Annotated in this window: 25 protein-coding genes; 4 read left to right on the top strand and 21 right to left on the bottom strand. The window is 34.1% G+C overall.

The genetic code is table 11. From position 1 onward, the window contains the following. Nucleotides 1-41: 41 nt before the first annotated feature. Nucleotides 42-410: a response regulator gene (locus CS063_RS14225; protein WP_099450363.1), complete on the bottom strand. Its 369-nt coding sequence runs from the start codon at nt 408-410 to the stop codon at nt 42-44. A gap of 285 nt (nt 411-695) precedes the next feature. Here CS063_RS14225 and CS063_RS18165 point away from each other — a divergent pair, with 285 nt between their 5' ends. The 3 genes from CS063_RS18165 (at nt 696) to CS063_RS17915 (ending at nt 3,008) form a co-directional block, all read left to right on the top strand. Further along, a complete protein-coding gene (locus tag CS063_RS18165; protein ID WP_308415527.1) occupies nt 696-995 on the top strand; it encodes a LytTR family DNA-binding domain-containing protein in 300 nt (99 codons plus the stop codon). Between the two features lie 78 nt (nt 996-1,073). After that, entirely contained in the window at nt 1,074-2,141 is a 1,068-nt protein-coding gene (locus CS063_RS17920) for a hypothetical protein (RefSeq protein ID WP_308415526.1), read from the top strand. A gap of 216 nt (nt 2,142-2,357) precedes the next feature. Continuing rightward, nucleotides 2,358-3,008, top strand: coding sequence for an ATP-binding protein (locus CS063_RS17915; RefSeq protein ID WP_308415525.1), 651 nt, complete (start codon nt 2,358-2,360; stop codon nt 3,006-3,008). A gap of 226 nt (nt 3,009-3,234) precedes the next feature. Here the strand turns inward: CS063_RS17915 and CS063_RS14210 are convergent, their stop codons facing one another. From CS063_RS14210 to CS063_RS14155, 13 genes are all read right to left on the bottom strand, one after another. Further along, a complete protein-coding gene (locus CS063_RS14210) occupies nt 3,235-4,434 on the bottom strand; it encodes a M28 family metallopeptidase (RefSeq protein WP_099450362.1) in 1,200 nt (399 codons plus the stop codon). A 94-nt stretch (nt 4,435-4,528) separates the two neighbouring features. Beyond that, nucleotides 4,529-5,308, bottom strand: a complete 780-nt coding sequence (locus CS063_RS14205) for a MerR family transcriptional regulator (protein WP_308415524.1) — start codon at nt 5,306-5,308, stop codon at nt 4,529-4,531. A gap of 66 nt (nt 5,309-5,374) precedes the next feature. Next, nucleotides 5,375-5,581 carry a hypothetical protein gene (locus CS063_RS14200; protein ID WP_099450361.1) on the bottom strand — a complete coding sequence of 69 codons (207 nt, stop codon included), beginning with the start codon at nt 5,579-5,581 and terminating at the stop codon, nt 5,375-5,377. Between the two features lie 105 nt (nt 5,582-5,686). Next, a complete protein-coding gene (locus CS063_RS14195; protein WP_099450360.1) occupies nt 5,687-5,890 on the bottom strand; it encodes an Rpn family recombination-promoting nuclease/putative transposase in 204 nt (67 codons plus the stop codon). 8 nt (nt 5,891-5,898) lie between these two features. Next, the gene (locus CS063_RS17910) at nt 5,899-6,033 is read right to left on the bottom strand and encodes a hypothetical protein (RefSeq protein WP_308415523.1); all 135 of its coding nucleotides are present in this window, start codon (nt 6,031-6,033) and stop codon (nt 5,899-5,901) included. Nucleotides 6,034-6,393: 360 nt separating this feature from the next. After that, the gene (locus tag CS063_RS14190) at nt 6,394-8,700 is read right to left on the bottom strand and encodes a hypothetical protein (RefSeq protein WP_099450359.1); all 2,307 of its coding nucleotides are present in this window, start codon (nt 8,698-8,700) and stop codon (nt 6,394-6,396) included. A 56-nt stretch (nt 8,701-8,756) separates the two neighbouring features. Next, complete coding sequence (locus CS063_RS14185; protein WP_099450358.1) at nt 8,757-8,996, bottom strand: hypothetical protein; 240 nt, start codon at nt 8,994-8,996, stop codon at nt 8,757-8,759. 122 nt (nt 8,997-9,118) lie between these two features. Then, nucleotides 9,119-10,759, bottom strand: a complete 1,641-nt coding sequence (locus CS063_RS14180; RefSeq protein WP_099450357.1) for a recombinase family protein — start codon at nt 10,757-10,759, stop codon at nt 9,119-9,121. Further along, nucleotides 10,740-12,272 (bottom strand): recombinase family protein, encoded by a 1,533-nt coding sequence (locus CS063_RS14175; protein ID WP_180270808.1) that lies wholly within the window; start codon nt 12,270-12,272, stop codon nt 10,740-10,742. The genes CS063_RS14180 and CS063_RS14175 overlap by 20 nt, the downstream gene beginning before the upstream one ends. A 102-nt stretch (nt 12,273-12,374) precedes the next feature. Then, the gene (locus tag CS063_RS14170) at nt 12,375-12,725 is read right to left on the bottom strand and encodes a hypothetical protein (protein ID WP_099450355.1); all 351 of its coding nucleotides are present in this window, start codon (nt 12,723-12,725) and stop codon (nt 12,375-12,377) included. Nucleotides 12,726-12,837: 112 nt separating this feature from the next. Beyond that, on the bottom strand, nt 12,838-13,314 hold the full coding sequence (locus CS063_RS14165; RefSeq protein WP_099450354.1) for a hypothetical protein: 477 nt from the start codon (nt 13,312-13,314) through the stop codon (nt 12,838-12,840). Between the two features lie 285 nt (nt 13,315-13,599). Continuing rightward, a complete protein-coding gene (locus tag CS063_RS14160; protein WP_099450353.1) occupies nt 13,600-14,982 on the bottom strand; it encodes a DNA primase family protein in 1,383 nt (460 codons plus the stop codon). Between the two features lie 146 nt (nt 14,983-15,128). Further along, a complete protein-coding gene (locus CS063_RS14155; protein WP_099450352.1) occupies nt 15,129-15,779 on the bottom strand; it encodes a hypothetical protein in 651 nt (216 codons plus the stop codon). Nucleotides 15,780-16,097: 318 nt separating this feature from the next. On the opposite strand from CS063_RS14155, the gene CS063_RS14150 reads away from it, so the two are divergent. Continuing rightward, nucleotides 16,098-16,733 carry a hypothetical protein gene (locus CS063_RS14150; protein ID WP_099450351.1) on the top strand — a complete coding sequence of 212 codons (636 nt, stop codon included), beginning with the start codon at nt 16,098-16,100 and terminating at the stop codon, nt 16,731-16,733. A gap of 635 nt (nt 16,734-17,368) precedes the next feature. Here CS063_RS14150 and CS063_RS14145 read toward each other — a convergent pair. The 7 genes from CS063_RS14145 to CS063_RS17705 all read right to left on the bottom strand — a co-directional run bounded on the left by CS063_RS14145 (nt 17,369) and on the right by CS063_RS17705 (nt 20,441). Next, nucleotides 17,369-17,674 carry a DUF960 family protein gene (locus CS063_RS14145; RefSeq protein ID WP_099450350.1) on the bottom strand — a complete coding sequence of 102 codons (306 nt, stop codon included), beginning with the start codon at nt 17,672-17,674 and terminating at the stop codon, nt 17,369-17,371. Nucleotides 17,675-17,693: 19 nt separating this feature from the next. Further along, on the bottom strand, nt 17,694-18,137 hold the full coding sequence (locus CS063_RS14140) for a JAB domain-containing protein (protein WP_308415522.1): 444 nt from the start codon (nt 18,135-18,137) through the stop codon (nt 17,694-17,696). Nucleotides 18,138-18,201: 64 nt separating this feature from the next. After that, the gene (locus CS063_RS14135; protein WP_099450349.1) at nt 18,202-18,552 is read right to left on the bottom strand and encodes a hypothetical protein; all 351 of its coding nucleotides are present in this window, start codon (nt 18,550-18,552) and stop codon (nt 18,202-18,204) included. A gap of 17 nt (nt 18,553-18,569) precedes the next feature. Then, a complete protein-coding gene (locus tag CS063_RS14130) occupies nt 18,570-18,836 on the bottom strand; it encodes a hypothetical protein (protein WP_099450348.1) in 267 nt (88 codons plus the stop codon). 14 nt (nt 18,837-18,850) lie between these two features. Next, nucleotides 18,851-19,435 carry a hypothetical protein gene (locus tag CS063_RS14125; protein WP_099450347.1) on the bottom strand — a complete coding sequence of 195 codons (585 nt, stop codon included), beginning with the start codon at nt 19,433-19,435 and terminating at the stop codon, nt 18,851-18,853. 31 nt (nt 19,436-19,466) lie between these two features. Beyond that, nucleotides 19,467-20,117, bottom strand: coding sequence for a DUF1643 domain-containing protein (locus tag CS063_RS14120; protein ID WP_180270807.1), 651 nt, complete (start codon nt 20,115-20,117; stop codon nt 19,467-19,469). Between the two features lie 153 nt (nt 20,118-20,270). Continuing rightward, nucleotides 20,271-20,441, bottom strand: coding sequence for a hypothetical protein (locus tag CS063_RS17705; protein WP_180270806.1), 171 nt, complete (start codon nt 20,439-20,441; stop codon nt 20,271-20,273). Nucleotides 20,442-20,473 lie beyond the last annotated feature (32 nt).

The following is a 20,473-nucleotide window of genomic DNA, read 5'->3' as shown; positions in this document are numbered from 1 at the left end:
GATAAGTTCTCCCTCTATTCCACACAGCACAATGTTTTTTGTCATTTTTCAGTTTCTTCTTCTCCTTTTTCCGAAAGCTTCAGACAGCCTGCCACTGCTTCCCGCAACTGGACATCGGATACCGGTCGGCGCAGAAAATAGGTCACACGGTACTGATAGCCGAACAGGCTATAATCCTCGTCGGAAATCCATAGAAGAGGAATGTCTGGTGCTTTTTCCCTGATACGACGTACTGCTTCCAGTCCCGCTACACCGTTTAATACGACAATGAGCAGTAATTCCAATATCTTTAGCAGTGATTTAACGCTATTACACTCCGTAATTTCAATCCTTTGTGAGAGAGCTGCCATCACCACACAGTTTTCCCAGATGTCCTCTTCTAAGAACACTGCACACAATGCGACATTCACGCGACCTCCTCCTTTTCTTATAAAAATTTCCTTATAAAAATAAAAAACAACTACCAATCCTCTTTCAAAGAAATTCGGTAGCTTGATGAGAACCTCAATCTTATTTTCCTTACCACCAGTTCGGAATTTGGTGTAAAAAGCTACGATGTCCGGGTAGCGGACTACATCCTAAAGCCAGCCACTCTAGAAAAGCTATCAAGGGCACTACACTATTGCAAAATTGCAGAGTCGCAGAACGTCCCTACCATCTCGGTTACTACAAGGAATCAGCCGCTAAAAATCAAGTTGGACAGGATTCTCTATGCTGATTATCAGAATCGCTGTGCCTGCATTCATTTAAAGGACTGCCTTGTTCCGGTATCCGGCAGCTTCTCAGAGCTTTCCGACCAACTAAGCACTTTTCCGCAATTTATGTCCTGCTTTAAGGGCATTGTGATCAATCTAAAGGAAGTGCGGGAGCTTGGTAGCGATTATCTCATCTTGAAAAATGGTGAGCAACTTCCGGTTAGCAGGCGCCTACAACGGCAGGTACAGCAGCAACGTCTGAGCCTCTCCGCCGGTTCGCTGCGGGGGGAGGGAATATGAAGCAGATATTTCAGATTTCCCTTATCAGAGGCTTGCTTTTAACTTCTGAAAAGATTACATTTTTTAGGAGGAAATGCCATGGATAAAAAAACTCTTGTCTTACAACAGTCTTTGGCACTGCTTCTAATGGTTTCTCTTTCCTCTACACTGTTCCTCGCCTTATACCATTTTGATAACAAGTACACAAAAGCCGATCCTCAGGCCATTAATGGTGCGCTGTATGTTTCAGAAGCAGACTGGGCGGACACACCCATCCGCTATCTGCGAGACGGCTGGCGTTTTTATGTGGATCGTCTGCTGACACCGGAAACCTTAAAGCAACAAGGGGATGATTATCAGTACCTGTCCATCGGAGAAACGTCTAATTTTTCCATGGGCAATTCCCGCCGCTCCCCTCATGGAAATGCCAGCTACGCCTTAACACTGTATCTGCCAGAGGAGGAGCATACCTATGCGCTTGAGCTGCCAGAAATCTATTCTGCCTACCCATTTTACATTGATGATAAACTGAAGCTACAAATGGGCGAACCAGACGCAAACGATTATCAGGATCAAACCCAATGCCGTATTATCACCTTTGAAGCCTCCGGCAAGGTAACACTTCTGCTGGCGGTCAGCAACCACTCCTTTATATACAGTGGCCTTATTTATCCGCCTGCCTTTGGTGAACCTCTGAATGTTTACACAATCCGGGGATTAAGATTTGGTATTTGCCTGATTTTGGTTACGATGACACTCATGCTTGCTATTTTTAGCTTTTATCTTGCCATTCGTACTAGTAGAGGGAATAATATCTGGCTCTTTTTCCTTTTGTGCCTTTCAACCGCAGTGTTTACTTCCTACTGTGTGGTGCATAGTATTCTGCCGCTGCCGATTCAGCCATGGTACACAGTAGAACTGGTCAGTGGGTATCTGGTAACGCTATTTGTGATGATTCTTCACAATCGTATTTGCGACACCAAAAGAGTCCTGCAGATAATCAGTGGCACTTTTGCAGGATTGGTTTGTGTAATAGCGTTTGTTTACGGATTGTTTGCCTCACAGCTTACACTGCCGTTGATGCTTGCCTTTTCCAATTTGGTTTTCGGCTTCAAGCTACTTACCGCCGTTTATCTTTTGTTTACTGTTGCTATGGCGGTATACTAAAATACCCCAAAGGCGACCCTACTGCTCTATGCGGATATTGTCTATGCTTGCGCCTTTATCTGGGATCGCCTCCTGCCGAACTACGAGCCAATCTTTAGCGGTTGGTTTCAGGAATGGGGCAGTTTAAGTCTTGTCATCGCAACCGGCGTGGTGCTAGGGTATGATATTACCATGGGCTATCGGCACAGCCTTATCTATGCGGAGGAACAGCGGCAGATGAAACGTCAGCTGACCATGCAGGTGGAACATCTGCGACAGATGAACCAGAAGGTGGAGGAGAGTGCCAAGCTACGTCATGATTTTAGACATCACTTACGTACCCTTATGACACTTGCTGGAGAAGGACGCTGTGAGGAATTGGAGAACTATATCCGGGGTATTACGGAAATCAACGAAGGCAATAGGCTTGGCCGCCTAACAGAAAACATTGAACTCGACGCGCTCGTGCAGTATTATAGTAATCTTGCACAGTCTGCTGGCATCCAGTTCCGCGCAAGACTTTTGCTTCCTACAGTGCTGAATTTTCCCATTGTGGATCTGTGCGGTCTTCTTGGAAATCTAATGGAAAATGCAGTGGAAGCCTGCCAGCGCCAGCAAATCGGGGATAAGACCATTTTTATCGCCGGACGGGTGCAGGACGGTCAACTTGAATTTGTTGTAGACAACAGCTTTGACGGCGAACTGAAAACTAGAGAAGGAAACTACATATCCTCTAAGAGAAACGGCTTCGGTCTTGGCATTTCCTCCATCCTAGAAACCGTCGAACGGTATGACGGCGTAATCAATCTATATGCCGATGAAAAAGGCTTCCATGCAGAGGTGTCCTTGCCGCTTGGAATAGAGCAACGAATGCCTTTGCCGGTATAACCACATTTTATTACTTACTTTTTCACTTTTATAAACCGTTAGATTGTATAAGGTAAACCACTATTGCGAATAGAATAAACCCAGCTCCCTTTTTAATTTAGAATTATAATAAATATTTTTAAATTTTTATATCTTTTTACTAAAGAATAATACCTTATTCAAAAAACTTCACTTATTTATGGTATGGTTCTTCGCACCTCGCTAAGAGGATGTTTTTATTTAATTCTTATTTGTCCAATATCTTGCTCCAGTTTTTAACTAACTCAACTAAAAAGTCAACAGTCCCTCCAATTAACTCTCTGTCAACATCCTTAATGGTATCTTTAGGTGTATGTATATGTGCTAATGCACCCTCAAATAAATCTGAAGAAGAAACAGCTAGACAAGATATCCCTCTAAATGCAAAGGCACAGTGATCTCCTGCATACCAAGATTCTCCCTTTTCAATACATTCATGTAATGTTATTGTTTGATCAATAATATACTTCTGATTTTCATGAATATTATAGTAAGATATCGCACTATTTGAACCAATGTGACATGGTGAATCAATATTAATAACTAATGAAATTCTCTTTTGCTCGTTATCTAGATACTTAAGATAACTGACTTCGCCATTTGCACCAAAATATTCTTCCGTATTAAAGGGTACGAACTCTATATCAAATGCACACTCTATTCTTTTTAATTTTTGCATAAGTGCTATTAGAATAGCAATACCTGTAGCATTATCAAGTGCTCCCATAGTCTCATATTGTGTATCCATATGTGCACATACTACTATCGTTTCTTTAGAGTTTACTCCCTCTTTGTGTGCAATCAGTTGACTACTTTGTACCTGTATGTTTTCAGAAACTATTCTTATTGATAATTTGTTATCTGCTGGCCATAGCTGTCTAATTTGCTCCCATTTACTCTCACTCATGTATCCAGAAGGAATAGAAAAATTCCCATCTGTAAACATGGGAAAAGGATTCATCCCGCTAAGTTGTGACTGACCTGTCAGAGCTAATATTGCTTTAGGTCGCTCATTTTCTAATCTTAAAATCACATTTCTATCTTCATCAGGATAGTAAAATGGATAATCTTTAGGCTGCATAGCCTTTTGCGTGGCTTCTCCACGTAAAATAATAATTTTGTCTCTTAAAGGTGTTGTTTGTAATGCTGCTAGTTCATCTATAACAATACCCTCTCCTGTACCATCAAACGCAGCTGAATATGGACTTGCCTCAATCTTTAATTCTATATCACCTATTTTAAACGTAGAACTTCCTTTTTTCCAAACCAAACATTTAAATGGTAATGCTGTCACACTACACCCTAATGCTAAGAATTCTTCTTTTAGCAAAGCTATTATCTTTTCATTATTCTCTGTGCCTACTGGTCGCTCTTTTACGATTTCTATTAATAAGTCCTCTATTTTCATCCTACCACCTCTATCTTATTTATTCTAACTACTATTGAAGCATGCTTTAATAGTAGTCTATATCTAAAAGCAGGGGTGGTGTACTACTGTAAAGTTAATTTACTAACTGACCCATCTCTTCAATTAATAAAGGGATTTTCTCTGCATCTTGTTTTACTTTTTTCAACTGCTCATTCCATGCATCACCTGCTGATAATAGCCCTTCTTGTTCTAATGTATTAAGTACTCCTACTAAGTTTTTATCCTGTCCTTTATCATACATTGCTAGACACCGGTGGATTGCAGATATGCTGTATCCGGTTTGGCGTAGCATATAAATGATCTTCATCCTATTTAAATCTGTATCTTGAAATAATACTTCATTGTTTTTGCCTCGTAGCTCTGTTTTTATAAGCATATTGCGCTCCCAATTACGCACCGCCTCCACAGTCGTTCCTAATAAATTTGCCATCTCTTTTCGTGTATAGCTTTGAACCTCTTTCTTTGCTTTTTCTTTTTTTACTCTTGCTCCCTTATCATTTGCCCACTCCTGTAAAATATGTATTGTGTTTTCTGCCTTATCAATCTCCTTATTAATACAAGCTATATAAGCCTGAGTTTCCTGCCTTCCTGCTATTAAGTCCCCCTCTGCAATCTTCTTAATCAACTTACCTCCTCTGTCTCGGATTTGATGGTTTGTAAATGGATATGCAAATATGTATCTGACTAGCCTCATCTGTAAAACATGTTTTTCGGTATATTGACGATAGCCATTGGGGCCTCGTTTAGCTTTTGAAATAAAGCCTATCCTTTCATAAAATCTAATCGTATTAGTATGTAATAGAAACATATTGGCAAGTTCTTTTGGCTTATATGTTTGTATTGATTTTCTCATTTCTTTTTTCCTTTCTGTTTTGATTAAAGTCAAAAAAATATAGAGCTAAAACATTATTATTTTGCTCTAGCTCTGCATTTTAGGTATATTATTATAATATAGAGAAATTAATCTATGCCAAAAGTCTCTTTTAAAAAATCTCTTATTTTTTTCAGTGATAACTTCGTCTTTTATCTCTTCACTTAAGATATGGGCTAACCAGTTCTTAAGCTGTAATTTTTCTTCAGATGTTAATTTATTAAACGCTTTTACAATAGTAGCTAACCTATTCATACTCAACCTTCTGATCTAGTAAGAAAATTTCTGATGAAATACTCTCTTTTTGTAAAAAAACTTCTTTCTCATATCTATTTACCTCTAGCAGTACATACTCAAAATCTAATAGTTTATCTCCGAACAGTTCATGTTTTCTAATCTTCTCTTTAAAAGTAAGTGGTCATTCCATTTATCCTTCCCATTATATGTTACTATCGGCACAATAGCTGGCAGTTTAAAGTATTTTTTCTTGATTTTTTCTTTGCTTATTCCTTTTAGTACTTCTCGCCAAATCTCAATCATATACATCAAAGGTCTAATAGGCATACTATAGTCTATGCTTGGTACACAATATCTGCTTCTACTTCTTCATAATCAGCCAATATGAAGGATTTGTTCACTAAAGTTAAATTATCTGATGTAAGCTCTTTCTTCCACTGTTCTTCAGTAAAATCACTGATAAGATTCAAGAAAATATCCTTGTTAGAGAATAGGGTTTTTATAATTTTTATCGTGCATATTATTCATATCTTTTTTCATTAATTTATAGTTTCTCTTATGCCGTTCATTCTAGTCAAAGTATCGTTATTTCTAACTCGATTATATCATAACTTTCATTTTCTATCATAAAAATAGAGAGCATATGGCTCTCTATCAATTACTTAAAGTATTTATTTTTTATATCTTTATCCCCTATTAACAAATCTAAAATCCAGTATTCTCAATACTTCTAAAAAAAATCTTATTTATTTATGGTAAGGTTCTCCTCACCTAAATAACTGGCGGTTTTTATCTATTGTATTATTTACTTGATAAGCGTTTTCCCCCTTCTATACATATGGTTTATATCTTCCTATCTTAGCATTATTATCTGCTAAATTTCTCTTAATAATAGCTAGTATATCAACTACTAACTCTTTTTCTCTAAGATCTTCTGTTATCTCATGCAGATTTCCTAATCTTGGTACTCCAATAGCCAACACATTTTCTATCATATCTTTTCTACGATATGAAGAACCTTCTCCCCAGTAATCACATGCAATTTGCCATCTCTTTTTTTGTTTGAGTTCACCTTGATATTCTCCACTCCAAGAATAATCCCTATCCCAAATTCTCTGGCTCATAGTCATGTGTAAATCTGCAAATACATTTTGTTTTATTATGTTAATTCGTTCCGTTATATCTTTTGTCTCATCACCAAACTGACTTATATTATATGGTGTAGAAAAACATTTACTCAGTTCTACTGATAACTCATACAGTATATCAGCTATAGGAGCTAATTCATTATTATAATTATCCATTCCCCAATATGCTAATCTCCTACTTAAAGCCTTTATTCTAGTCCAATGTTCTGCTCTATATGTTTTATAAGGTATCCCTAAAATCAAATCCCATTTGTCTCTAAATTCTTTGACTGCCTTTGTAATACTATTAACAATTTCTCCTGCATCATATTGTATTTCCTTTGTATTGGATGATGTTTCCTTTATATCATATTGCTCCTGTTCCTTTATTGTTGCACTTACAAGTCCTCCTAGTAAATTTTGAATCTGCTCATTACTATATTCACCTATATTTTTCTTATTCAGTCCCCAAATATAAATGGTTCTATCTACTAATTCACCTATTTCTTCATCACTAAGGACATTGCTACTTTCTTTTAGTTTATTTAAATATACTTTTAATGCACTATTTATATATGCTATTTTTTCATTTTTACTCCTCATATTTTGTCCCTTAACTTGGTCCATATGTGTATTACAGATTATCAACTTCTTTATATTTCCACTTGAAATTATAGTTTCTATTGCTTTTTGGCAACTTGCCAATAATGCTTGCTTTGCATTATCAACTAACAATATTTTCTCACATTCTTTAAACTTTGATGTTAGTACTGTGGGAACAGTCGGTATAGAATTCGTATTAATAGCATGTCCTAATCCTACACTATCAATAAACATAATGTCTTTAACTTCATTCTGACTTATAGGTTTAAATGCTCCTCCTATTCTTATCTTCTCTACTATTGGAGTAAGTAATTTCCCCCAATAAAACCGATTATTACTTGTAAACAACTTACATACTTTAATAAATTCTGCTTTAGATTGTGTTGAATATCTCCATAATCTAATCCATTCTCTTTTTTGGTCAATAATTGTTCCACCCTTAATAGATACTATTTGTTTAAAGCGTACCATAATATCTTCTACAATCTCTTCAACTAAATCTATGTATTCTTGCATTTCACTTATTCTATTCTCTATACTATCTGCCTCAATTTCATTATCTACTATATCCTTAATAGTTTCTCTTACTTTTTCTCCAATTTTTATTATCTCCTCTATAAAATACTCTATCCTATTCTTAATAGAATTATCATTTAATATTTCCTCCTCTTTATCATTTTCCTCCGCCTCATCATCAACTATCTCTTCATCTTCATCAATTTCTTCATCAATATATTTTTTCCCTAATATATATGCAAGTCTTACTGTTAAATCTTTATGATTTAGAAATGCTTCTTCTACTTTATTCACTACTATATTACTACATGTAGCATTTTTAGTTTGAATCAAATATTCTTTAACTCCTTGTTGTATACACTCTTCTACATAGAGCGCGACCTGTTCTCTACTCATAAACTTAACCAAGATTATATATTCATTACTTTCTACACACACTATCTCCATCTCACTTGTAGTTGTTCTTACACTTGACGTGGATGGAAAGTTATCTTTCTGTGTTCCAATTAATTGCCTTAATAAACTAGTCTTTCCTGCTCCCGTACTTCCCATTAATAATACTTTGGTACACCTTTTAGCAGGTATGCTCTCTTCTATTACTTCTTCATAATTCATCTCTTCATCATCAAAAAAATCATAAAAAGCACTAACTATAACGGATGAAAATCTTTTAGATGCCTCAACTCGTTTCTGCACATCCCACCAATACTTATCACCTAATATTACATTCATCTCTTCCACTAATTCATTTGCTATATCACTATCTTTTGTTCCAAGGCTTCTCCTTACTCTTAACCCTGCATTCCCTTTTGCATCCTTTTTTACAGGATGTCTATATATTACTGATAAATAATCCGTCCCTTTACATTCTCTTATACTTGCTGTATTCATTCTATTTCCTCCGCCTAATTTAAGTATATGTGGGAGATTATAACCTCCCACATTTATTATTTTCCAAAAATGTCTTTAATACGTTCTATTAATTCTGAAATTGCAATTCCTATTATTCCAAAACCTATGTAAATGGATACAATTACTACCCCAAGATCATATAATCCACCTAATATCCCATAAGTAAATACCCTCAAGATATTGTTTGGATAAATGAAAACTATAATTTCTGGCAAATTGCATAAAACAAGCATAAGTACTACTACTATTCCAATTCCCAAAAGTTTATCCTTCATATTCCCCCCCCTTTCTCACATTAACAAACCTTATTCCATCTTTTGTTCCACTTTGTTGTCTAAATACAATTTATACCTTTTTCAGATTTTTGTCAATATTTTTGTTCCTTCTTTTGTTCCAATCATATTACAATATCTATCTGTATAAAAATATCCCCATCCGATTGTGTCTCGGATGGGGATTGCTTTATAAATTCTTTTTGAACCTCTTCATCTATTTTCAATTTTATCACTTCTATTTGCTTCTCCTGACTTACTACTATTTCTTCTATAATCATATGGTAAAATGCTTTTCTTTCATCATTAGGCATATCCTGCAAGATTTCGTTCAAGTGGCTCATGACCTCTTGCACATACTCATAGGTCAGCTCCTCTAAGTCACACCCATTGAGACTTACTTCTAATTCGTTTTGACGTTTGACTAGCCTCTCAAACTCTTGATTCAGCTCTTGAAGCCTCTCTGTCAACAGCTCTTGGTCAATGAGCTTTTCATCAAATAGGTTCAGGTATTTGTCACGACTAGCCTTCACCTTTTCTATAGCTTGCTTGTTAGCTTGAAGTTCTTCTTGCAATGGTTTGACCATCTCTTTCTTATGAGCATTTACTTTATCAACTAACTTCTTTAGTAGTTCAGGGTGTGTTACTGCTACATTAATTCTATCTAACACATATTGCTCCGCATAGTCTGCTCGAATACTATGGAAACCACATACTGATGCTCCCTTACTTCTAGCTGCTCCACATGAATAGTATCTAATGACTTTCTTAGTGCCATCTTTCAATTTGTTATTTGTTCTTGTTCCAACCATAGTTGCACCACAGAATGGACATTTCATAAGTCCAGTTAATATGTAATTACCCTCATAGTTCTTCATTGGCTTGTCTGCTTTTGACTTTTGAATAGCTTGTACTCTATCCCATAGTTCCTGTGTGATAATAGGTTCATGAACACCATCTGCCAAAATGACATTCTCACTCTTACCTTTTCTCTTTCGTTCGCTCCAATTTTCATATCTATTAAATCTTATCTTTCCTACATATAATGGATTCAATATAATTTCCTTTATAGATGCTGTATCAAAAGTATTACCTCTTTTGGTTTTGTAACCTTCTTTATTTAAACTATTAGCAATAGCTCTTAGTCCTTTGCCACTAGCATACATATTGAATATCTTCTTTATAATAGTAGCTTCTTCTGGTACAATCACTAATCTAGTATCTTTTTTATTACTAGAGTCTACTGCTTCACTCTTATAACCCAAGCAGATACCACCATTCCATCTGCCTTGTCTACTTCTTTGTGCCATACCTAACTTTACATTATCAACAATAGTATTTCTTTCAAGCTCACCAACTGCACCCATCATTTGAAGTGCAAACTTTCCCATAGGTGTTTCTGTTTCAAAGTTCTCTGAGAATGAACGAAATACTACATCATTCTTTTCAAATATTTCTACCATCTGTAGTAAGTCTATAACTTTCCTAGCCAATCTTGAAATCTTCCATACCAATACTTCATCAAATTCGCCTGACTCTGCATCTTTTAACAACTGTTGTAGTTCATACCTGCCTGCTATAGATTTTCCCGAAATACCTCTATCAACATACTCTTTGACGATCTTCTTATTATAAAGCTTACAGTAATTTCTTAATACATTAAGCTGTGCCTCTATTGAAAAACCATGTAATGCTTGTTCTTCTGTTGATACTCTGGCATAGAGAGCTACTCTGACTTCTTGTGGCTTATCTAGCTTGTCTGACATCTTCCATCTCCTCCTTAGCATCTAGATAGAATTTTTGACCTTTTATTTTAAATTCAATGTGCTTTAAGTATTTCTTTTCATCTACTACAATTTCATTAATAATATATACTAATAATTGTTTTATTTGCTTTGGTTCCTGCTTCTTTAATAACTCTATCAAATTTTGAAAGACCTCTTTAATATCTTCTAACGGTATTATTGCTTTTGCGTTATCGCTTAAGTATTGCTGTAGCTCCTTCTCTGTCTGTTCCATTGTTACAAGTTGCTCTTTAATTTCATTAATACTTACTATAAAGGTTTCTTTTGAAAGCTTATCTAATTCAAATTGCTTCATTAATAACCGTTTTCTTTTTTCTAATACTTCTTTTTTACTTGCAAATTCATTAAGCATTTTCATCTTCTGTCTATAATCAGCATTATAGGTATTAATTTTTCTATACACTTCTTCTACTATTTGAGGTTGGTTAATAAGCCTGCCTAATTCCCTATATACTTCCTCTTCTATTCTATCTGCCGGAACCGAATTTGCTTTACATACTGCCTTACCTTTATTCAAGTGATCTTCACAAAGGTAATAGTAATATTTCTTTCCTCTTCTTCCTACTGACGATCCACCCACCATTGTACTTTTGCATTGAGGACATTTTAATAGTTTTGATAATGTAAAAATCCTACTTTCTCTTTTTTTGTGTTCCCTTAAAGTATCTTTTCTAGTTTCCTGCCACTGTTCCATGGTGATGATAGGTTCATGTTTTCCTTGGACAATTTCTATCTTTCCATTGATTTTGTGCTCTATTTCTCCTGTGTAAAGTCTCCTATTTAAAATCTTATTGATGCTGCCAATACTAAAATTTTTACCTGTTTTAGTTTTTATGTTGTTTGTATTAAGTACATTAACAATAGCCTTATAGCCTTTTCCTTGTTCATATAGATTAAAGATTAATTTGACCACTTCTGCTTCTTCTTTATTTACTTGCAAGTTTGTTTCAATATGATTTTCTTTACATAATTTCTTTGGAACAATATCATACCCTAGAACAGGTGCTCCCTTGTACCAACCTTCCCTTAGCTTCTGGTTAATCCCTAGTTTAACATTCTCTGTAATCACCTTTCTTTCAAGTTCTGCAACAGCACCCATCATTTGAACTAAAAAGGTACTATTGACAGATTCTGTAGAGATGTTTTCGCTGATACTTCTTAATACTATATCTTCATTATTAAGTTCTTTAATAAAATATAAGAGGTCATTTACATCTCTTGCTACTCTACTGACTTTCCATGTAATGACCTCTTGAAAGCAACCCTTCTTGGTATCATCTAATAGTTTTTTAAGTGCATGTCTTCCTTCAATACTTTTTCCCGAGATACCTTCATCTACATAGAAACCAACAACTTCCATATTGTGTTTTTTAGCATATTCAAGTATTTGTTGTTTCTGTCCTTCTATGCTGAAACCTTCTTCTACTTGCATTTGTGTACTAACTCGTATGTAGCCTACTACTTTTCTCAGCATATTAAGTGTCTCCTTTCCTATTATTATCATTAAAATAATATAGGTCTGTAGATGAAGTTATATCCCTCAAAGGTGAATTTCAATATTTCTTTATATCTACTGCTAATCATACGTTATTATTTCTTTAACCAATATTCCCCTTTCATTATATTTTTTATGTACACTTCGATTCAAATAACATTCTTTAATAACCATCGGCATATCTCTGTTTCGCCATCTTTTAATAATTCCGCTTATTTGGAATTGCTCTGGTCTATAATCAATCACAGATTCCAAAACAATACCTTCTACCAAAATACTTATATATGTGTTTCCTTTCCCATCACTTATATTAGGTAGCACCATAAATTTTGCTCGTGGTACTTTTTCGCTCAATCCTTCTTGCTTCTGCCTTATACTCTTACTCCTTCTGCTCCATAATTCTAATATTTCTTGCTCTAATTCTTTCTCCATTTACAGATCCTCCTTCTTGTATAATACTCACTAAGCAGCATCATTTTGCTTTTGTTTTGTATAATATTGAATCACAAGCTCTGCAAGCATTCCCAAAAAACATTCATACTCTTTATTCATAGTCTTCTTCCCCTCCTTCATACATGTCTTCTTCATCTTCTTTAACCATATGTACTACTGCTATCCTTTTTCCATCTTGTCGGCAGTACTCAATATCGGAAAACGTCATAGAAGAACAATCACTAAAATCTAACTGGTACTTTTCTGTAATTGCTTTAACTAGTCCTGCACAATATATACATACCCCTCCACCATTTGACGTTTGTCTAACTAGGTGCGATTCTTTGCAATTTGGAATTACTTCACCTATTAACACTTCTTCATCTAAGAGTGCTACCTGTACTGCTTCTGGTTCTTTCAATTTGCCATAGATTTTTTTAGTTAGTGTAACTCTTTTTCCTGTTGGAGTATTTATTACCCCAAATCCACCTTTACTCTTTTTACGAACACTACCTTTTACTTCTTCAACTTCGCTCAATTCTTCTATATCAATTATTTCTTCTAACTTCTTTATCTTTTTCTTTGACATATTGTTTTCTCCTTTGCATAGACACTATCTGCCACCACTACGCCACTGCCGAAACCACCTTTTGAACCTAGACTATCTCCAAATCAGTGGCATGAGAGGCATTATTTTTGAATTTGCTTTTTTCTTTTTGAACACCTGCATCCAGCTCATTACTCAAAAAAGTGACGCTCGACGCCGCTTTAGGCTTGCTCGCTCAAGCACTTTTTTTAGTATTTCGCTTCCTGTCACAGTCTGCACCGACTGTGACTCATTCATCAAGATGAATGAGCTTAGCTGTTCTTATTTTTACTTCCACCGGATTCCTTGTAGACCTCTTATACCATTCTTTTTATCTGCTACAAAATTAATATCTTTATCATTAAGAACACTTTTCAAATCCATAGTAAATTGTTTTTTTGCATAATTCTTACCATTAATCTTCTTATTTTTGCACCACTTTATATAACCATCATACAAATCTGGATTCTTTATTCTTTCATTCTTATTGCCTTGCTCCAGCTTCTCATCTACAAAGCTTTCAAGTAGATTATTTTCTTTAAAATATTCGTTCATGTATTCTTCACATCTCTCTGAGTGTGTAAAATTGAAGTCATTTTCTTCTAACCGCTTTAACCCTTTTAATGCAAAATTAAATATCCCATCTAATTCACTACTTAGTTCTAGTAATAAATTCTTATTTTGCTCTTCCTTTTTTATGGTTTTATCAAAAACAACTACACATATTCTTCTTTTAAAACCATAAGATTTATCTTTAACTTTAGGTAATGCATTCATTGCAATTACAATCTTACAGTATGCTCTAAAGTTAAAGAGCTTCCCACCTTTTATTTCTCCTGTTGTTACATCACCTGATACAATAGCTTTAAATTGATTAGTCGAAAAAGCATTTGTTTTAAACTCAGCCTCTGTTACAACATTTAACTTTTTGTCCATTAGCATACATCTCCTAAATGAACTTTCAAAATCGCTCAAAGGTAATGTTGATACATTGTCTATACCTACAAGCTTTATCATTATATCCATCAGAACACTTTTTCCATTCGCTCCTGTTCCTAGAAATATAAATGCTTTTTGTGCCTTTGATAGATTAGTTAAGGAATATCCCATAATCTCTTGAACAAGTTTGATTCTCTGTTTATCTCCCTCAAAAATGTCCTTTAAAAATCTTCTAAATTTAGGACACTTTGCATCCTGCTGATATGTTATTGGAATTTGATTAGAAGTGTATAACTTAGGCGTATGTTTGCTTAATTTTTGTTTTTCCATGTTCCATATACCATTTAACAGATTCAACCTTTTCATATCTTGATTAAAATTAGAAATCTTACGGACTTCCAATTTAATTATAGATAGAACTACTTTTTCATAACCAGTTTTCCAAGAATTAGGGATTGATAAGTGCAATAAATTTCTCACTAGTCTTAAACATGTATTTTCTGATAGTTCCCAGTAGACATTATCAGAATAGACATATAGTACATTTGAGTCTGTATAAATGATAGTGTAAATAGTTAGAAAATAAGCAATAAATATGTTCCAGTTTATGTATTTTATAGCGTTTTTATCATCATTAAGGATTATTCCTTTTTCTGGTAGTTCATCATCTGAAATGGGCACTATATCTTCTAACTTTTCTTCAAGTTGTTCTTGTAAGTTCTTGGTCTTCATTTATTCGCTCCTTTTTTGACGTTGTAGCCTCTTGCCACAACAAAGAGCAAAGCAGTTGGTACGCCACTTTGACCCTTTGTTGAGTTTTCAAGGCTTGCGGCAGTTTTGTTGACCCTGAGACGCCACTGCCTATCACTGCTATGTAATTACTCTTCTAAGTAAAACTCATCTATCCTATCTTGCTGTTCTTTTTCAAGTTTCATTTTTTCTAGCCGTTCATCCCATTTAGCATTCAAATCTTCCCATACATCATGAAATATATAATAGTATTCAATAATCTCATTTATGATGGCATTCTTAAATTGTATTCTTTCTGTTATCTCTCTCTTGTCCAGTAATTGTAAAGTAGTTTTAATTAATTCATCTAACTCTTTATTTGTATCTTCATTTTTTATATAAAAGTCAAGAGGATAACATACATGTTCTAGTCTAATTTGTTCAATTAATGCTTTAAAGCATCTACCTGTAACTTCTGTATGCTTTATATCTTTATAACTCGTCATCAAAACTCCACCTAGTATGCGACCAGTTATTATATCTTCTAATATCTTTTCCAGTACGTCTTCTATCTCATCTGATTCATATATTCTAACGTCACTGAAATAACTAAGTTCATTCTCACCCATAAACTCGTGATACTGTCTAATGTATGTATCTAGATTTTCATTTTCATTTAGAACAATTGTTATCTCATCAGTTGCATCCTCAACTGGATGCTGTAATGATAATGAATTTAATTGATTCACCTCATTTCTGAATAAGTTTATTTCTTTCATTGCATCTTTTACATTCTTCATAAATAATCACTCCTTATATATTTTTCATCAGACCAAGTAGAACAACTTTACTTATTTCTACTATTTTTTATTTTATAATTAGTCTTTTGTGATTTATATAATATCTAATTTATATTTGATTTAAAAGGCTTTTTACCTCATTTCTACATCCTCAAGTTTTATACTTTTACTTATTTTACTTATTTTTTACTTTATAATTTGACTTTTAATGCAAAAAGGAGTATATTTTACCGAAGTCATTAAATATAAATATAGCTTATACTTAACCACTACTTAAAACTGTTGTAAAAAAATTTTAAGCATGGAGGAACTATTTTTATGCAGAATGTACAAAAAAGAACTAGAGCAACCAACGCAACTCTAATTAACAGAAATAATAAATTAAGAGAATTCTTGACTTCTTATAAGACATCATCAACATATGATGAAATGCTTAAACTCACCAACCTAGAATATATAAAGGATAAAGAAGATTATGTAACCATCAAGGAATTATATCAAATTACATGCAGTACCTCGGAAGGTCTTTTTAAAGAAAAATTAACTTTTCCCAATTTTCGTTATTATATGCAAAGTGCAGGATATACTTGGAATAATAAAACAGGTGTTCTTAATTTTGAGACCAATTTTGATACATACCATAAAGAAATGGCTTTACACTATCTATTACAATTAAATCCCTATCATAGTATATTCCGTCTTCCCGCTATACAAAAAAAATCCAAACTCGAAAGCAACCCTTTTTTAGAACGTTGTATTGTTATAGAATTCACCAATAATTCTTATATCTCTGCTATAAGTGAACTTTTATATGAGCTTTATATTAACAAGATACGTGGAATTACTGAGGGCAAAGGAATCCTAAGAATTTATGCTTGCGAAAACAATTATTCTAAAGAAATACTTCAACGAATTAAATTTCTTTCTCAAAACACTCCTGAGCTGATTAGTTAATATTAATCTTCAAATAACCAAGCTCAACCTGAACCAGGTTGAGGCATAGCCGATAGGCTATGACATGGAAGTGAGCTGTCCAAAAGTGCTTGAGCATGCGTAGCCACTAGCGAAGGCATGCGTCACTTTTGGTATAGTGAACTGAAATGCAGGGCTTATTCTAACAACCCATGCAAAATATTGACCGCTACTTTTTAGAGTTACATTAGGTTCAAAGGACACTTCACAAAGTAGAACAACAGTAACATATAGTTACATCTTAGACATAACAAGTAAATTACTTTCACGACTTTTGCTACTTTCGGCATTTTTTCCTTTTCAAGGAAAATTAGAACCATATTGAGCACCCCAAAGAACTTTTCCAATGCCGAAAGTCCCGAAAGAGCCGAATTCATGCTATCTTCTTAGACAAATTTTACTTTCTATGTGCCGGATGCTTTAAGAAGGCTCTTCTTACGCTCTTACCTTCCATTAATATAATATATAGCTCATTTTTTAGATAAAACTAATCATACCTTTAACTAATCTCAGCTATTATCAAATGGTAATAATTCTTTCTATATGCTTCCTAGACAAAAAAAGAACAACATAGATAGTCCCATATGCCTTCTTGTTGTTCTTTTTATTCCCTCGAATCAATACTCTTCTGCTAAAAGCATGGTCTCAACTAGCTTATCTCCGTAATCATCTTCAATAATGTATATCTTGGCAGTCATTGGTTCTTCTACTTGTATAACATATTCTTTCTCATATTCTGGCTCTTCTGATGTATGTCTTATTTTTTGTTGTCCTTCTTCTATAATTAAGTCATATACTTGTAGATAATCTATTTCCTTATTACTTTTTCTGATTCCCGTTTGAAGCTCCCATAGAAATAACTGTATTTCCATTGGCACATCAGCTTGAATTCCTCTAGTCATGTATCTTTCTATTTTTTTCATATTATCCTGTCTCCTTTTCTTATAGTTCTCCATTTTCCTTGAACGAATAATAGCCATCACTTCCAATGATTAAGTGATCTAATAGTGAAATACCCATAATGTCAGATGCATTCTTTATTCTCTTAGTGAGTTTTATATCCTCCTGTGAGGGTGTTGTATCCCCTGATGGGTGGTTATGAGCAAGCAGAATGCTATAAGCATTGCTCAATATAGCCACTTTAAATACTTCTCTTGGATGAACAATAGATGCACTAAGACTTCCTATTGAAATAACCTGTAAACAAGTAGGTTCTGATTTTGTATTAAGAGCTACAACTATCATTGCTTCTCTATCTAGCTCATCTAAAAATTGCCTAACCAATTCATCTGCATCAGAAGTGGATTGTATTCTTCTAGCGGAATAAAGCACGCTACCTTCCTTTACCATTTTGACTTGTACTATATCTACTCTTTTTGCCTGCACTGTTTTTCCTTCCTTCTTTTTTAAATATAATTAAAGGTCAATCCCCCAATTAGAGATTGACCTTTTAGAAATTTAATTTATTCATTTGTATTATGCTTTCCTTTCCTACAATTACTACTGCATAATCATTACTCAATAGAAATAATACCTTTACCCACATTTCCTCTGAGCTTATTAACATCTTATCCACATATTCAGGGATATCCTTGTAGATATCTAGATTCATTTTCTTTACTACTTCAATATCCTTTTCATTTTCAATAACCAATACGAACCCACCTAAATCCCCTTCTATATTCCTTTTGGCTCCATATGCTTCATCTAAAATCACTAATGAATCCTTTATTGCTTCTACTACCTTTATAGGTAATGTTTTTACTTTATCCATTTCTTTAACTGTTCCTATTTTAATCATGTTTTTCTTCTCCTCAATTAAATTAGTTGCAATTCATTAATAACAGTTAAGATATTTATAGTAATTTCTCTTACTGTATCCCACGCTTTTGAAATCATCCAAAAGATCCTGCCTTCAAATAGAACCTGTACGCCATATTTACCATCTGAAATTTCTTCTACTATAATTTCTACATCTTGCTTAGTAATCTTCTCTAGCGTTTCTTTATAGAATACTGCTATGTCCTCTTCTAGCTTGTCCATCATATCCATTTCTTGAATAGCTTCTTTAATTTTGTTTTCCATCTTCACACCTCTTCTTATTCAATACTGGCATAATAAATACCTGTGCCATCCTTTCTTACATAGGCTTCTTCTGGTGGTTGTTCTAGTAATTCTTCCAATCCTAACTTCATCAAATCTCTAATTGTATCTTCTTGAGAAGTCTCATTGAGCCACATTTCTATTAGCTCATCTTTATCAAAGAGTCGGTCAATTTGATAGGTGTCTGTCAGCATTCTCTCAGCTATTTCTCGTTTCATCTGCCTATTATTTTCATTAGTGTAAATCACGTAGTTCTCTAACATAGTAAATCCATTGCTATTGATTTCCTCTATCTGCTCTTTTGCTTTCTCAAGGCTTACAGTGCCTATTAAATTTTTATTATGCCAAATAAAGTATTCTACCACCTGCTCACTATACTGGTTTAACCTATCTAATATCTCTAGCAGATAATCTACATCTAGTTCATCAATAGCCGAATCGCCTACTCTATCTGAGATGCTGATAGCAATTTTTATCGTTTCATCTGGATAATTACTAAATGGACTATACTTGCTAACAAGCTTTTCTAGCTCTCTTAAGAAACACTTTTTAATTTCTAATGGTAGTTGCTCTATGCTCATTTTCCTCATTCCTTTCACACATTAAATAAGACTAAGATTTTCTGTTATTCTTCTTAGTCTTTGTCTCATTATTACTCTTCTGATCTTCTATGGTTTGTTGTTCTGTCTGTGGTGTTTCTATATTCTCTGCTACTTTGTCACTTTCTTTTTTCTGTTCTTCTTCATAAGCTTTGTATAGGATCCACTTGTTCCTTACTTTAGGATACATAGCAGAAAAACCCTTTCTTCCTTTAGAATCCCCAATCAAATACATTTTGTCCTTGTATTTTTCTAATAGTGATATAACTTCTCTTACACGTTGTTTTACACAAAGGCTTGTCTCTTGAGCCTTTCCATATGCAAGTATAATCAGCTCTGCTCCTTCTGCTACTTCTTTAATTTGTCTATCGTTTTCTTCATCCGTGAAATCATCAATATCTATATCTGTATCTAGTTCTAAATCTAGCCTACTAAATAAATTGACTATATTAACACTGCCATAGTCTTCATCTAACTGAGATACACAGTTGATAATGTTACAGGTCGTTACATCTTGAATTAGTGCATTAGATTTTCCTGCTTGTAGCATGATGACTACTGCATTTGCTAGACTAGCATCCCATTCTTTACTAAGTAGATATCTATGTGATTTATCTTCCGAAAAAACTGCTCTTGTGACCATTGTATTATTTTCTTCTATCATTTTAATCATCCCTTCTTTTGGCACGCTAAAAGACCTGTCAGGCAATACCCAACAGGTCTATGTAATATTTAGCATTTTATTTACTCAAATAAGTAATCAAAGAGTCTTTGACAAGAATTAATTATATGCTCTTCCATGTCTTATATCTCTACATCACAATTGTCCTGTTAACCCCATTACTACAAATAACCCAATCATAAAGCATACAAATAATTCCTTTAAAATAGCTTCACCACTAAAGTATGTTACCTTAAATATCTTATGATATAAAACTTCTACTACGATTCCTACAATTGCTGCTAGAATAAGTGTTATAACTCCCATTTAATTTATCCTCCCATCTATACTACCAGTGC

The organism is Sporanaerobium hydrogeniformans (assembly GCF_002735925.1).
GTDB classification, from domain to species: domain Bacteria; phylum Bacillota; class Clostridia; order Lachnospirales; family Cellulosilyticaceae; genus Sporanaerobium; species Sporanaerobium hydrogeniformans.
Note: the sequence above shows the minus strand (reverse complement) of the source record. Positions and strands in the feature narration are given on the sequence as shown.

What these genes read in the sequence shown, in the direction of transcription:
- CS063_RS17920 (WP_308415526.1), top strand. Translation starts at nt 1,074, where the DNA reads ATGGATAAAAAAACTCTTGTCTTACAACAGTCTTTGGCACTGCTTCTA.
- CS063_RS14145 (WP_099450350.1), bottom strand. Translation starts at nt 17,674, where the DNA reads ATGAAAAAAATAGAAAGATACATGACTAGAGGAATTCAAGCTGATGTG.
- CS063_RS14180 (WP_099450357.1), bottom strand. Translation starts at nt 10,759, where the DNA reads ATGTCAGACAAGCTAGATAAGCCACAAGAAGTCAGAGTAGCTCTCTAT.
- CS063_RS14175 (WP_180270808.1), bottom strand. Translation starts at nt 12,272, where the DNA reads ATGCTGAGAAAAGTAGTAGGCTACATACGAGTTAGTACACAAATGCAA.
- CS063_RS14185 (WP_099450358.1), bottom strand. Translation starts at nt 8,996, where the DNA reads ATGAAGGATAAACTTTTGGGAATTGGAATAGTAGTAGTACTTATGCTT.
- CS063_RS14155 (WP_099450352.1), bottom strand. Translation starts at nt 15,779, where the DNA reads ATGAAGAATGTAAAAGATGCAATGAAAGAAATAAACTTATTCAGAAAT.
- CS063_RS14170 (WP_099450355.1), bottom strand. Translation starts at nt 12,725, where the DNA reads ATGGAGAAAGAATTAGAGCAAGAAATATTAGAATTATGGAGCAGAAGG.
- CS063_RS14150 (WP_099450351.1), top strand. Translation starts at nt 16,098, where the DNA reads ATGCAGAATGTACAAAAAAGAACTAGAGCAACCAACGCAACTCTAATT.
- CS063_RS14130 (WP_099450348.1), bottom strand. Translation starts at nt 18,836, where the DNA reads ATGGAAAACAAAATTAAAGAAGCTATTCAAGAAATGGATATGATGGAC.
- CS063_RS14120 (WP_180270807.1), bottom strand. Translation starts at nt 20,117, where the DNA reads ATGATAGAAGAAAATAATACAATGGTCACAAGAGCAGTTTTTTCGGAA.
- CS063_RS17705 (WP_180270806.1), bottom strand. Translation starts at nt 20,441, where the DNA reads ATGGGAGTTATAACACTTATTCTAGCAGCAATTGTAGGAATCGTAGTA.
- CS063_RS14165 (WP_099450354.1), bottom strand. Translation starts at nt 13,314, where the DNA reads ATGTCAAAGAAAAAGATAAAGAAGTTAGAAGAAATAATTGATATAGAA.
- CS063_RS14135 (WP_099450349.1), bottom strand. Translation starts at nt 18,552, where the DNA reads ATGATTAAAATAGGAACAGTTAAAGAAATGGATAAAGTAAAAACATTA.
- CS063_RS17915 (WP_308415525.1), top strand. Translation starts at nt 2,358, where the DNA reads ATGAAACGTCAGCTGACCATGCAGGTGGAACATCTGCGACAGATGAAC.
- CS063_RS14190 (WP_099450359.1), bottom strand. Translation starts at nt 8,700, where the DNA reads ATGAATACAGCAAGTATAAGAGAATGTAAAGGGACGGATTATTTATCA.
- CS063_RS14125 (WP_099450347.1), bottom strand. Translation starts at nt 19,435, where the DNA reads ATGAGCATAGAGCAACTACCATTAGAAATTAAAAAGTGTTTCTTAAGA.
- CS063_RS14195 (WP_099450360.1), bottom strand. Translation starts at nt 5,890, where the DNA reads ATGCCTATTAGACCTTTGATGTATATGATTGAGATTTGGCGAGAAGTA.
- CS063_RS14200 (WP_099450361.1), bottom strand. Translation starts at nt 5,581, where the DNA reads ATGAATAGGTTAGCTACTATTGTAAAAGCGTTTAATAAATTAACATCT.
- CS063_RS14210 (WP_099450362.1), bottom strand. Translation starts at nt 4,434, where the DNA reads ATGAAAATAGAGGACTTATTAATAGAAATCGTAAAAGAGCGACCAGTA.
- CS063_RS14205 (WP_308415524.1), bottom strand. Translation starts at nt 5,308, where the DNA reads ATGAGAAAATCAATACAAACATATAAGCCAAAAGAACTTGCCAATATG.
- CS063_RS14160 (WP_099450353.1), bottom strand. Translation starts at nt 14,982, where the DNA reads ATGAAGACCAAGAACTTACAAGAACAACTTGAAGAAAAGTTAGAAGAT.